The organism is Dyadobacter sp. CY326, assembly GCF_021390515.1.
GTDB lineage: Bacteria > Bacteroidota > Bacteroidia > Cytophagales > Spirosomataceae > Dyadobacter.
Genome location: NZ_JAJUXI010000013.1, coordinates 67,522 through 79,703, shown reverse-complemented (window position 1 = coordinate 79,703; position 12,182 = coordinate 67,522). Strand labels below are relative to the sequence as shown.

The 12,182-nt window shown below is 45.3% G+C and carries 9 protein-coding genes; 4 read left to right on the top strand and 5 right to left on the bottom strand.

Annotated elements, in window-relative coordinates; all coding sequences use genetic code 11:
• Positions 1-8: 8 nt before the first annotated feature.
• The 4 genes from LZG73_RS23440 (at position 9) to LZG73_RS23425 (ending at position 5,199) form a co-directional block, all read left to right on the top strand.
• Complete coding sequence (locus LZG73_RS23440) at positions 9-2,105, top strand: helix-hairpin-helix domain-containing protein (protein WP_233855029.1); 2,097 nt, start codon at positions 9-11, stop codon at positions 2,103-2,105.
• A gap of 62 nt (positions 2,106-2,167) precedes the next feature.
• A complete protein-coding gene (gene recQ, locus LZG73_RS23435) occupies positions 2,168-4,318 on the top strand; it encodes a DNA helicase RecQ (RefSeq protein WP_233855028.1) in 2,151 nt (716 codons plus the stop codon).
• Positions 4,319-4,348: 30 nt separating this feature from the next.
• Positions 4,349-4,732, top strand: a complete 384-nt coding sequence (locus tag LZG73_RS23430) for a RidA family protein (RefSeq protein ID WP_233855027.1) — start codon at positions 4,349-4,351, stop codon at positions 4,730-4,732.
• 152 nt (positions 4,733-4,884) lie between these two features.
• Positions 4,885-5,199 (top strand): hypothetical protein, encoded by a 315-nt coding sequence (locus LZG73_RS23425; protein ID WP_233855026.1) that lies wholly within the window; start codon positions 4,885-4,887, stop codon positions 5,197-5,199.
• An 11-nt stretch (positions 5,200-5,210) separates the two neighbouring features.
• Here the strand turns inward: LZG73_RS23425 and LZG73_RS23420 are convergent, their stop codons facing one another.
• The 5 genes from LZG73_RS23420 to LZG73_RS23400 form a co-directional block, all read right to left on the bottom strand.
• Positions 5,211-8,993 carry an SNF2-related protein gene (locus tag LZG73_RS23420; RefSeq protein WP_233855025.1) on the bottom strand — a complete coding sequence of 1,261 codons (3,783 nt, stop codon included), beginning with the start codon at positions 8,991-8,993 and terminating at the stop codon, positions 5,211-5,213.
• An 88-nt stretch (positions 8,994-9,081) separates the two neighbouring features.
• Positions 9,082-9,522 (bottom strand): NUDIX domain-containing protein, encoded by a 441-nt coding sequence (locus tag LZG73_RS23415; RefSeq protein ID WP_233855024.1) that lies wholly within the window; start codon positions 9,520-9,522, stop codon positions 9,082-9,084.
• 39 nt (positions 9,523-9,561) lie between these two features.
• Positions 9,562-10,146 (bottom strand): D-sedoheptulose 7-phosphate isomerase, encoded by a 585-nt coding sequence (lpcA, locus tag LZG73_RS23410; RefSeq protein WP_233855023.1) that lies wholly within the window; start codon positions 10,144-10,146, stop codon positions 9,562-9,564.
• Between the two features lie 13 nt (positions 10,147-10,159).
• Positions 10,160-10,816: a tRNA (5-methylaminomethyl-2-thiouridine)(34)-methyltransferase MnmD gene (mnmD, locus tag LZG73_RS23405; protein ID WP_233855021.1), complete on the bottom strand. Its 657-nt coding sequence runs from the start codon at positions 10,814-10,816 to the stop codon at positions 10,160-10,162.
• A gap of 32 nt (positions 10,817-10,848) precedes the next feature.
• Positions 10,849-12,117, bottom strand: coding sequence for an aspartyl protease family protein (locus tag LZG73_RS23400; RefSeq protein WP_233855019.1), 1,269 nt, complete (start codon positions 12,115-12,117; stop codon positions 10,849-10,851).
• Positions 12,118-12,182: the final 65 nt, after the last annotated feature.

Genomic DNA, 12,182 nt, shown 5'->3' with positions numbered 1-12,182 from the left:
AAAAGCGTATGATTAAACGAACTACATTAACATACGCTTTTAACATTCTTCTCTGCATTTTCCTGCTGGTCGCTGCGCCGATTTGTGCGCAGGAACCGCCCAAAAAAGAGATTGACATCAATCTTTTCATTCAAAATTTACTTCCCGACGCGTCGGAGGATTCGGATTATGCCGATTTGTCCGAATCGCTTTTCCAGTTGTATGCCGAGCCTCTTGACATTAACCGCGCCACGCGTGACGAGCTGGCTGCATTGTTACTGCTTTCTGAAAATCAGTTAAATGCATTCTTTGCTTACCGCGAAAAACTTGGCCCGCTCCTATCGCTTTACGAGTTGCAGGCCGTCCCGGAGTTTGACCTCGAAACCATATATCGCCTGCTTCCATTTGTTACGGTCCAGTCGCACGCCGTTTCCCTGACCGAGTCGCTGAAAAATCCTTCACAGCATTTCCTGATGATCCGTTCGGGTAAGTTGCTGGAAAAGCAAAAGGGTTTCCTAAGCGCGGACAGCGCTTCCAATGCGCCTGCGCGTTATGCAGGAAATCCGCTTTACGGTTATTTGAAATACAGAAATTCGAGAGCCGGCGCTTACAGTTATGGCGTTACGATGGAAAAAGATGCGGGTGAGCTTGCGTGGAACTGGCAAGGCGAGCGGCAAATTTACGGCGCGGATTTTACCTCATTGCATGCCCAGATTATGAATCAAGGTAAGATTAAAAACCTGATCATCGGCGATTATCAGATGCAGGCCGGGCAGGGATTGATTTTTGGCGCTGGCTTTTCATTGGGCAAAGGCGCGGACGTGATCGGGTCCGCTTACCGCAGCACATTGGGTTTGAAGCCTTATACATCAGTCTTGGAAGCCAATTTTTTTCGTGGTGCGGCGGTCACGTTTGCTGGAAACCCCAACTTTGAAATCACTGGTTTTTATTCCAATGCCAAAAGGGACGCGACGACCAATGTGTCAGCAAACGGTTCAAATGCAGAAATCGCGAGTTCGCTGCCCATAACGGGTTATCACCGAACTATTAGTGAGCGTGAAAAACACAACAATTTTACTGAACAAAACATTGGCGCACATTTGCTGCACAAGCTCCGCTCACGGGCCGGACAAATCGGTTTGACATTTTTAAACACAACGTATTCCCTAAAACTGCAAAAGCGGACTGCGCTCTACAACCAATATGAATTTGCCGGAAAGCAAAATCTCACGATCGGCTTTCATGGCGATTACAGATGGCAGAGTTTACACTTTTTCGGTGAGGCGGCCCGGTCAAAAAGCAGTGGGATCGGTGCGGTGGGCGGGTTGGTGGCAGCGTTTGGCAAAAAGCTCGATTTCAGCTTGCTAGCACGACATTATGATCGGAATTTTCACTCATTTTATGGAAATGCGTTTAGTGAATCGGCGCGCTCTGTTAATGAAACGGGCGGCTATGCGGGGCTTCGTTTCATGCCCTCGCGGCGCTGGCAGTTCAGTGGTTTTTATGATTATTTCAAATTTCCCTGGCTGAAATATCTGGTCGATGCGCCGTCAAAAGGCTTCGATTATTATCTACATGTTCTTTGGAAACCTAATAAGCGGTTCAATGCTTACGCATTATTTCATCAAAAAAACAAGCAGCGCAATCCGCCTGCGGACGAAGAAACGGACATAAAACTTGCAACGACGGTTAGGAGAACGGCAACATTTCATCTGGAATATGAAAAGCCGCTTCGTTTTTCACTTAAAACACGCTTGCAATGTGGCAATCTGGCTTATCTGAAAATTTCAAAGTCTAACGGTTTCACCGTTTTGCAAGATGTGAGCTGGCATTTCCCAAAAGTCGAGCTGAGCGCGAGAGTGGCTTATTTCAAAACGGATGATTACGACAGCCGGCAATATGTGTATGAAAAAGATATGCTTTACGCGTTTTCCATTCCTGCTTATTATGACGCAGGCACAAGGCATTATCTGATGGCGCGATATGCTTTTTCCAAAAATATGAAGCTCTGGCTCAGGTGGTCGCAGACGCGATATGCCAATCTGGACAAGATCAGTTCCGGCTTAAACGAAATCCAGGGCAGCAAAAGAAGCGAGCTGAAAGCGCAGGTAATGTATCAGTTTTGATAAAATATAGTTTTGATAGCCCGCAATTAATCCTAAAATTTGAACCTCATTTTTAATTTCCAATGCCAGATAACAAACTAGAAGCACTAAAAAAATACTTTGGTTACGACTCATTCCGACCACAGCAAGCTGAAATTATTGACACCGTTATGGCGGGAAATGACTGCCTTGTGCTGATGCCCACCGGAGGCGGAAAATCGGTTTGTTTCCAGATCCCGGCTTTGCTGCGAGAAGGCCTTACCGTTGTCATTTCTCCATTGATCGCGTTGATGAAAGACCAGGTCGAGGCGTTGCGCGGCAATGGTGTGAATGCGGCTTTTTTGAACTCATCCTTGTCCGGTTCCGAGCAGGATAGTGTCATGTGGCAAGCCAAGCTGGGCGAGTTAAAATTGCTCTACATTGCGCCTGAACGACTTTTCTCGGGAAATACATTCGATCATTTGCGCGATTGGAATGTAACATTGTTCGCCATTGACGAATCGCATTGCATCTCTTCCTGGGGCCACGACTTTCGCCCGGAATATCGGCAGCTTAATACATTGAAAATGCGTTTTCCGGACATTCCGGTGATTGCATTAACCGCCACTGCCGACCGCGTGACCCGCCGCGACATTCTGAAACAACTTAACATTGAATCTGCGCAAACATTCATTGCCAGCTTTGACCGCCCTAATCTGAGCCTGAGCGTGCTTCCGGGCCGGAAGCGGATGCAGCAAATTCAGGAATTTTTAAAAAAACATGAGGATCAGGCAGGCATAATTTACTGTCTGAGCCGGAAAGGCACCGAAACTGTGGCGGCAAGTTTGAAGAATGCAGGATTTAAAGCCGAATATTATCATGCTGGCTTGGAGCCTAATAAACGCTCACGCGTTCAGGAGCAATTTCTTAAAGACGACATTCAGGTGATTGTAGCCACTATTGCATTCGGAATGGGCATTGACAAGTCCAATGTTCGCTGGGTCATTCATTACAATTTGCCTTCGAATGTCGAAAGTTTTTACCAAGAAATCGGACGCGCCGGTCGTGACGGTTCGCCTTCCGACACGGTGCTGTTTTACAGCTTTCTGGACATTATCACCCGGCAGGACATGATCAATAACTCAGACCAATCCGCAGAGCAAAAGGAATTGTTACACGCCAAATTGAACCGCATGAAGCAATATCCGGAAGCGTATATTTGCAGAAGACGCATTTTGCTGAGCTATTTTAATGAAGCCGTTGACACAGATTGCGGGAATTGTGACGTGTGCCGCAATCCGCGAACAAGATTTGACGCCACCGTCATTGCACAAAAAGCATTATCAGGCATTGCGCGCACAGACCAGAAAATCGCAATGGGAATGCTGATCGACATTTTGCGGGGAAGCCGCAACCGCAACATTCTGCAACACGGTTACGACCGGCTTCCGACATTCGGCGTTGGCAATGAACTTCGCGGCGAGGAATGGGTGGAATACATTGGTCAGCTGTTGAACTCCGGCGTCATGGACATTGCTTATGACGAAGCACATGCATTCAAGCTCAATCCGGTCAGCAAGCAGGTTTTGAAGGGTGAGCGCAAGGTGGAACTGGTGAGATTCATTCCGCTAAGCGAGCGAAAAGCGAAAGAAGAAGAGCTTGTTCCAAAGGAAAAACCAAAGCAGGAAATAATTCGGGATGCATTGTTTGAACAGTTGCGCTTGCTAAGGAAGCAAATGGCCGATGCATTGGGCGTGCCGCCATATGTGGTTTTCAGCGATGTGACGATTTCCGAAATGGCGCAGAAAAAACCAGTTTCCGAAGCTCAGATGAAAGCCATTTCTGGCGTTGGAGCTGAGAAATTCCGGCGATATGGAGAAACTTTCATCAACGAAATCCTATCATTTGCCAAGGAAAACACAAAGCCCGGGACACGCGTCATCAAAGGAATGACTTACATTGAAACGCTTGAACTTTATAAAGCAGGTTATTCTTTAAAAGTGATTGCCGAGAAGCGCGACCTGAGCACGGTCACCATCATATCCCATTTAATCAAGCTGAAAGATGATGGCCACGACATTGATTTGAAAGCACTTATCGACCCGAAAGCATATAAAACAATTACGGAAGCTGCACAGGAATTTCAGGTCGGAAAAAATGATCCGCTGAAACCGCTTTTTGAATTATTAAATGAACAATTCGACTATGGTCAGATTAGGCTGGCACTAGCACTATTTGAAGATGGCGGGAATTAAGTAGTATATTTGCATATACTAATACCACAAATGTCAAGACAGAATATATTATCCGGATCTCCCTGGGAAGACAAAATGGGATATTGCCGCGCGGTCCGCATCGGCAACATTGTAGAAGTTGCAGGCACGGTTGCGATTGTGGATGGCGTAAAAGTAAGGGCAGACGATGCGTTCGCTCAGACTAATAACATCATTGAGCGCATTGAAAAGGTGCTTTTGGATGCCGGCGCAAGTTTGAATGATGTGGTGAGAACGAGAATTTTTACCACAGATATCCGTCTTTTTGATGAAATAGCGCGCGCTCATGGCGCATATTTTAGAGACATAAAACCCACAACGGGTATTTATGAAATCAGTAAATTAGTGTCTCCGGACTATTTAATTGAGATCGAATTTACGGCGATTGTTCAGTAGGTTCTTGGAATAATTAAAAAACTCGTTGCAAATAACGACAATGTGTTTTTTGGACTTAAATAATTTTTTTAGGGTTACAACCTTTTGGCTCGAAATTTGCTCTAGGTGTTGTAGTTGTCTTGCACACATCCTTAAAAATTAGACATCTTATTATGAAAAACAAACATACGCTGCTTATCGCCACCTTATTGCTGGTCCTTTGCGTAATACAAAAAGAAGCACGTTACAAAGCCATGACAGGTGGGAATGTAGAAAAAATATACAATTCTCCCGAAGTTGATAAAAATGGAGCCCTGGCCGATGAACAAATTGCAAGATCTTCAGAAGGTCGCCAAATGAAAATTTCTTCGAGAAAGGATTTATTTGATTTTGCATCTTTGGACAGCACTTCGCAGTCAATGAGTTCTGCCAAACTTTTGAACAACAGCTTGCTCAATATTTCGTCGACCAAAATGCTTAACAACTGACATTATGGCGCTTAACTAAAAAGCCCCATAATGTCTTCCTGACTAAGTTTTTTGATAAATCCTGATTCTCCTCCCACGAGATCTTCCGCAAGATCCTGTTTACGCTGTTGAAGTAACAGGATCTTTTCTTCAATCGTATCCTTACAAATCATTTTATAAGCAAACACTTTGCGCGTCTGCCCAATGCGGTGCGTACGGTCAATGGCTTGTCTCTCAACCGCCGGGTTCCACCACGGATCAACGAGATACACATAATCCGCTTCGGTAAGGTTAAGGCCAACACCACCCGCTTTTAAGCTCATTAAGAAAACCCTGCAAGTCTGGTCGCTTTGGAAACGGTTCACGCGTCCGGCGCGATCAACAGTTTGCCCGTCCAGATATTCGTAAGGAATGTTCACCTTTTCCAAATGCTGACGAATCAGATCCAGCATTCCCAGGAATTGGCTGAAAATCAATATTTTATGATTAGAAGCATTTTCCTCGATCTCCCGCACGATTTCTTCCAGCTTGGCAGATTCGTTGCCATAATCTTCGTCACCAGACAAAATGGAGGGAGAGTCGCAAATCTGTCTGAGTTTTAACAGCGCTTCGAGAATTAAGAAACTGCTTTTGTTAAGTCCTTCTGTTGCAAGCTTTTCTGCAATTTCAAGACGGTATTTTTCCCGGAATGTGTCATAAACCTTCCTTTGCTTATTACCCATTTCGCAGAATAAAATGGTCTCTGTTTTATCAGGCAAATCGGTCGCAACTTCCTCCTTCGTGCGTTTCAACATAAATGGATAAACAAGCTTGCGCAGTTCTGCGGCTTTTTCTTTATCCTGATATTTGTCAATGGGCGTCGCGTATTCGCTGCGGAAAAAGTCTGCATGACCCAGCATTCCCGGATTTAGGAACTCGAATTGCGAGTAAAGATCAAATGTGTTGTTTTCAACCGGCGTTCCGGTCATTGTCAAACGGTTTTTCGCATGCAGCAACCGCGAAGCCTTTGATGTCAGCGAATCCGGATTCTTAATCGCTTGCGCTTCATCCAACACAATGTAATTGAAATCAAACTTGCGAAGCAGCTCCACGTCACTACGCATGGTCCCGTAAGTGGTCAGGATAATGTCGTAATTCCTAAAAAATTCAATGTCCTTGCGGCGCGTCATCCCGCGATGCACATACAAACTCAAATCAGGCGTAAACTTAGCCGCCTCAGCTTGCCAGTTGAAAATCAGCGTCGTAGGAACTACGACTAAGTTCGTATGTTCGGGATTCAGGTTTTTTTGCTGCTGAATGAAGGTCAGCATCTGCAAGGTTTTTCCTAAACCCATATCATCCGCCAAACAACCGCCCCAGCCGAATTCATCCAGGAAATGGATCCATTTGTAACCTTCTTCCTGATATTGCCTTAACGTCGCATTAACATTCCCGGGCAAAGCAACATTTGGAATTTGTTTGAAATTGAGCAGCTTTTGCTTCTTTTCATGCAGTTCCCGGAAAACTTCCTCATTATCCGTTTCAGAAACAAGCTCATCAATAAGTGAGAAGTGGATTTTTGACAAATGAATCTTTTCACCTTCAACGCGTCCGAATTGCAACAATGGTTCCAACTTGCTGATCCATTCTTCCGGCAACACACCCAACGAGCCGTCCTGCAATTGGACATAATTTTGCTTTTTAAGCAATGCTTTTTTCGCATCCGCCAGGGAAATGCGCTGATCGCCGAACATAATCTCGACTTCCATATCGAACCAATCGATTCCGGAAGATGCATGCACCTTAACCGTCCCACGATTGGGGTTGAACTTCATCTTTTTCAGGTCTTTGAAACCTAAAAGATCATATTGTTTCTTTTTGACAGCATCTACAAAGTTGAAAAGCCACCCACCTTTCATCACCTGATCCAGCGGTACATATAAAAATGGCTGGCCCGACTGATTAGCAAAAGACGGATTAAGCGACTTCACCCATTCCCAAACAGCGTTTTCTGCGGGCAGATCGCGTTCCAGCATGGTGATGCGATTGTCTTCAAAACTAATTTTGCTCCTGCGCTGGTCGTGCAAGAATGTTACTTCCGGACCCGCTTCATTTTCGTCTTTATAAACAAATGACGGCACGATGAGCAAATTGGCATCGTCTTCTTTAAGGAAAATCCGTGGCTTTCCAAACTTCAACGGCCGATTAAGGACTTCGTGACGCGTCTGGAAAATGACATCAAACTGCTCGGAAACCGGAATGATCCAGTCTTTCAGAAACTCTTCGGAAAAATCTTTCTTAACCTTAATTTTATAACCCGTCTGGCTCAGATAAGCAACCATTTCGGCCTCGCTGAGACCAGCCCAACGGAAAAGCAATTTTTCGTTGTAAATGCCCAGCCAAAAACTGTCGAGGGAGATCACTTTTTCCAAATCCAATGGACTTCCCGCAGTAAGCTCCACATAGGGATTTAGCGTGATAAACTCCTTATCCTCCGTTAAAACGAAGAAAAGCTTCACAGGCTCGCGGTGTAATTGAAGTTGCGTAAGCTGATTGTTGCTCGTAACATAATCACTATCAGCCAGGTAAACGCGATCCGCATCGAGGTCATTGAAAATCCTGTTCAGCTGCTTGCCAACGTAATTTCTTGCTTCGTAACGCTGCTCTGCGCTTACATCATCGAAATGCAGATAAGCATTGTAAGCCCAGCCTTGTTTGCGTATGAATTTTTGCAAACCTTCTTCCCAATGCTTGGCCACGCGCACAAGCCGCGCGTCGGCGTCTGTCAAGACTGGAATTTCGTCTGCTGAGTAATAGTGGCTCGAACCGCCTGCAATGTTGCGAATGTTGGTTATTTTCTCAGATTTTGAGCTGTGCTTTACAGAAAAAACGCCAAATCCAATGTCCAGCAGATGATTTTTGCCTTTTGACCAAAACACAAAAATTGAAATGCGGTCTTCCTCATCCTGTTGATTATCTGTCGAAACGCTGAATGCGACATCCTGCGTAGGCAAAATGCGCTCTCTTAATGTGCTCCAATCCTGAAACTGACCCACTTTTTGCAACGAAAGATCTGCTTTTATCAAATACAGACCACCGTCTTCATCGAGCTTGAATTCAAACTTTCCTTTGATTTCGTCTGCAAGTGAATAGCCATATTCGGCCAGCAAATTATTTTTTTCAACGGTCAGATCGCGCATCACTTCGAAAGCGCGATCGCCGAGTTCTTCTCTTAGTTTGAGCAATGCGGCTAGCTTATGCTCGCACAATGGCACCCACAGCTCTTGCCCGCAAGTGCAGGAAGTGTGGACTTGCTTTGTGCTTTTGATCCGCTGAAAATCAACCTGATAATCTACACCCTGATGCCTGACAATGCATTGGGCTTCACCTTCTTTTGCGGAGACAATTGTTACATTCTGGATAGATTCCCGGTTTTTCCAGGTGTCTTCCAAAACGAGGCTTCTCAATTGAAGTTCCTTAATTTCTGCCAAATCGATCACCGTGCTGCTCATTTCATAAACAACCTGCTTGATCGTCGGCATTTTGTCGAGAATGTATAATATTGCTGCAACGCGGTGCTTGCAAAGCCCAACCTTGTCGGGACAAGAGCACTCTGTTGAAATTTGCGGTGTGAGGAAATCCCGGATGTAAATCTGGTAAAATTGAATAGAATAGTCGCTCTTGACCTTAAATTCGGCATTACCCAGACCGTTATAGTCGAGCTTGGAGACTTTTAATCCCCCGCTGCTATAAATGGAACGCCCCCTTGACAATACATCCTTTTCCGCCCGTCTAATTAAGAAGTTCGATAATTTCTCCTTCTTTTCGTTTTCCATTTACCCTGCTGCCATTTAAAATGCAAAAGTACGGTATGTTTCTCTTTTATAGAAACGAAGAGAAAATATATGGAAAATCCGAAATCTGCTATTTGATATAAGGTTGATTAATAACGCCAATGTGGCCCGCATGGGCAGCTTTTTCGCAGTAACCAATGATTTGCTTGCCGACATTGGGATACAAAAGCTTTTCGCCTAATGCGGACACTGGCAGCCACACCATTTCCAATGCTGTGGTTTGGTCCGGATTAAGTTGCGGCTCACCGGAAGTAATTTCTGCCAGAAACACCATATGCAGCGTTTCTTTGTTGATTTCCGGCCAAATCACTTCGCCGCAAAAAACCATTTGATTCACTGCCGAATCAATGCCCAGCTCCTCATTCAGCTCACGTGCAAGCGCCTCGGCAAGGCTTTCGCCCGGATCGGGATTGCCGCCGGGCAGCGCGTAAACTTCCTGATCGCCATAGCAATAGCGCAATGTCAGGACATGCTCATGCTGTAAAATAATGGCTGATGGACGAACATTCATTTGATTTTCATTTGATGCTTAATCGAAAATATAGTCGAATTATTCCTGCAAAACCATTTTTTCGATCAGCAGCATAAAAATATGGATCACTTTAATGTGTATTTCCTGGATTCGGTCGGCATAACCAAAGTGCGGCACTCGGATTTCTACGTCGGCTGCACCGGCCAGTTTTCCACCATCTTTTCCCGACATAATGATCACTTTCATGCCCTTTGCCCGCGCAGCTTCGACCGCTTTGATGATGTTTGCTGAATTTCCGCTTGTGCTTAATCCAAACAGAACATCACCCGGCTGCCCCAAACCTTCGATAAAACGCGAGAACACAAATTCGTAACCATAATCATTACTCACACAGCTCAAATGGCTTACATCAGATATAGCGATTGCAGGCAATGAACGGCGGTTATCGCGATAACGGCCGGTTAGTTCCTCTGCGAAATGCATGGCGTCGCAATGCGAACCGCCGTTTCCGCAAGAAATAATCTTCCCATTTGCCAGAATTGCGTCGGCCATAAGTCGAGCGGCAGTTTCTATTTTTTCAATCTGAACCGGGTCGTTTAAGAACTGGTCCAGCAGGCTTTGTGCCTCTTTTAATTCCTGGCTAATGATATTTTTGTAATCCATTTTGCAAATAAATTTAAATTTTAATGGCTTTCAGCACGTGCGTCTTCCGCCCCGGGCCTTTATGCCGCTCCACCCGGAAACCACCCGCACGCAATGCGCGCTTCACAATTCCTTTGGATGAGTATGTTACCAATACGCCCTCTGTGTTTGTAAAGGCCGCTATTTTAGCAAAAATTTCTTCTTCCCAAAGCTCCGGCTGCGCTCTGGGGTCGAATGCATCGTAGTAAATCACATCAAAGTTGTTGGTTGTTGTGAAATCTTCGAGCTTAATGTGCTGCTTGTTTAGCGTAAAGTGATCGGAAATGGGAAAGTCCACCGACCAGGGACAGTCGTGGAGCGCTATTAAATTACTATGCCCGCTCAGGGTTTCGTAATTTAACGAAGAAGCCTCGTCCCCGGAAATGGGAAAGGCTTCAACTGCGACGTAATAAATGTTTTTTTGGAGCAAATCGGCCAGCTTCCAAGTCAGAAAAGCATTAAGTCCGGTTCCAAAACCCATCTCGAAAACAAAGACGGGCGAATCGGCATTTTCCAGGATCGGACGGAGCCCAAGATTGATATAAATGTGTTCTGCCTCAATCAGAGCGCCTTGTAAGGAATGATATTGCTGGTTGTATTGAGCGCTGTAAAGCGAATGAGAACCGTCTTCTGTTACGATCAGGCGTTCCAATGTTAAGCCACGTTAATTTGGCTTAAAAGTAACTAAATCATTCTTCGCAGGGTAATTTGGGTAAAGAAAATATCCCCTTTCCGTTTTACCAGCAAGTCAATGTTTCTGCCGTCGCCGCGTTGTAAAAGCTTGTATATTTCGCTCACATTGAGGTCAGAAGCCGCGTGATCATCTATAAAAAGAAGCTGATCTCCTTCCACAAGTCCTGCTTTTAATGCAGGCGAATTTTCCGCCACGTGGTTCACAATGTAAGAGTGCAAGTCAATGCCCTCGGCCCGTATTTCCATTCCGCTCATATCATGCTCAAATTTTTCTCGCAGCCTGCTTTTGACCGGTTTCAGCACCATATAACTCTGTGAATAATTCATGGTGACTTTAAACCGGCGTAACAATTCGCAGCCTATGTTTCCCTGCCGCTCCTGCCCCGCCCGCAACTTCGAGCCGAAAGCAATGCTGTCCGGAAACGATGCGACGATGTTGTCCATTGTGAACCTGCCCAGCCGAACCTTGTCAATCCTGCCCAAATTCCCGTTAATGACGCCATTCAGCCCGCGTCCCAATTGCGCACGAATTACTTTTTCTGGCAGTCTGAAAGATTCTTTCGGGGTGTTGTTTAGTAGCAATGCATGTCCCGCTCCGGTGTCGATCAGAACGCGGATCGGATGCTCGCGGCCGTCTGCGAAGAGCGTAACTGCATCTGTAAACGGCTTGGTGTCTTCAATGATCAGCGGATGCTTATCGCCTTTGCTCGGTTTGTAACGATATTTATCAGGGCGCATTAATATCAGCTCCTTTTTGGAAAAGTCGATGGTTACCACGAAGTTATTGAAGATCTCGTAGCCAAAAATGCCATGCACAGGCACGCCCACATATTCTGAAAGTCTGAGAAAATCCTCTTCCAAAACCACAATGTTCTGGTGATTGGCTTTGAGCCGTCCCATTGCAAATTTATTATCAATGGCCACATGTGCGGAAATGCTTTTGCCCTCGCCCGCGCCGGTGAGATTGACTTTTCTGGTCAGTCGGAGCTTGTCAGGTTTGAGCACGTAAGGATCGGTGATGATGATCGAGCTGACGCCGGTGTCCAATATGAAACGGAGCGAATCGGTGTCATTGATCTTTGCATACAAAAGGATCAGATTTGAATGCAGTTCAAAAGGGATGCGTGTAGATTTGTGATTTTTATCTAGAAAGTAGCCATACTTTTCCTCTGAAACCGGGGGAACATCTTCTGATTTGGCAAATGATATGCTGCTGGTAAAAAGTATGATCGCTACAACTAACCACTTAGACGTTTTCATCGTGGCCTCCTTTTCTTTAAATTCTAATTGCTAAACTCCGGTCTTAACATCATAAAACGCTGATC

Bases quoted from the DNA above. Each gene is read 5' to 3' on its own strand.
- LZG73_RS23440 (WP_233855029.1), top strand. From the start codon at position 9: ATGATTAAACGAACTACATTAACATACGCTTTTAACATTCTTCTCTGC.
- recQ (WP_233855028.1), top strand. From the start codon at position 2,168: ATGCCAGATAACAAACTAGAAGCACTAAAAAAATACTTTGGTTACGAC.
- LZG73_RS23430 (WP_233855027.1), top strand. From the start codon at position 4,349: ATGTCAAGACAGAATATATTATCCGGATCTCCCTGGGAAGACAAAATG.
- LZG73_RS23425 (WP_233855026.1), top strand. From the start codon at position 4,885: ATGAAAAACAAACATACGCTGCTTATCGCCACCTTATTGCTGGTCCTT.
- LZG73_RS23420 (WP_233855025.1), bottom strand. From the start codon at position 8,993: ATGGAAAACGAAAAGAAGGAGAAATTATCGAACTTCTTAATTAGACGG.
- LZG73_RS23415 (WP_233855024.1), bottom strand. From the start codon at position 9,522: ATGAATGTTCGTCCATCAGCCATTATTTTACAGCATGAGCATGTCCTG.
- lpcA (WP_233855023.1), bottom strand. From the start codon at position 10,146: ATGGATTACAAAAATATCATTAGCCAGGAATTAAAAGAGGCACAAAGC.
- LZG73_RS23400 (WP_233855019.1), bottom strand. From the start codon at position 12,117: ATGAAAACGTCTAAGTGGTTAGTTGTAGCGATCATACTTTTTACCAGC.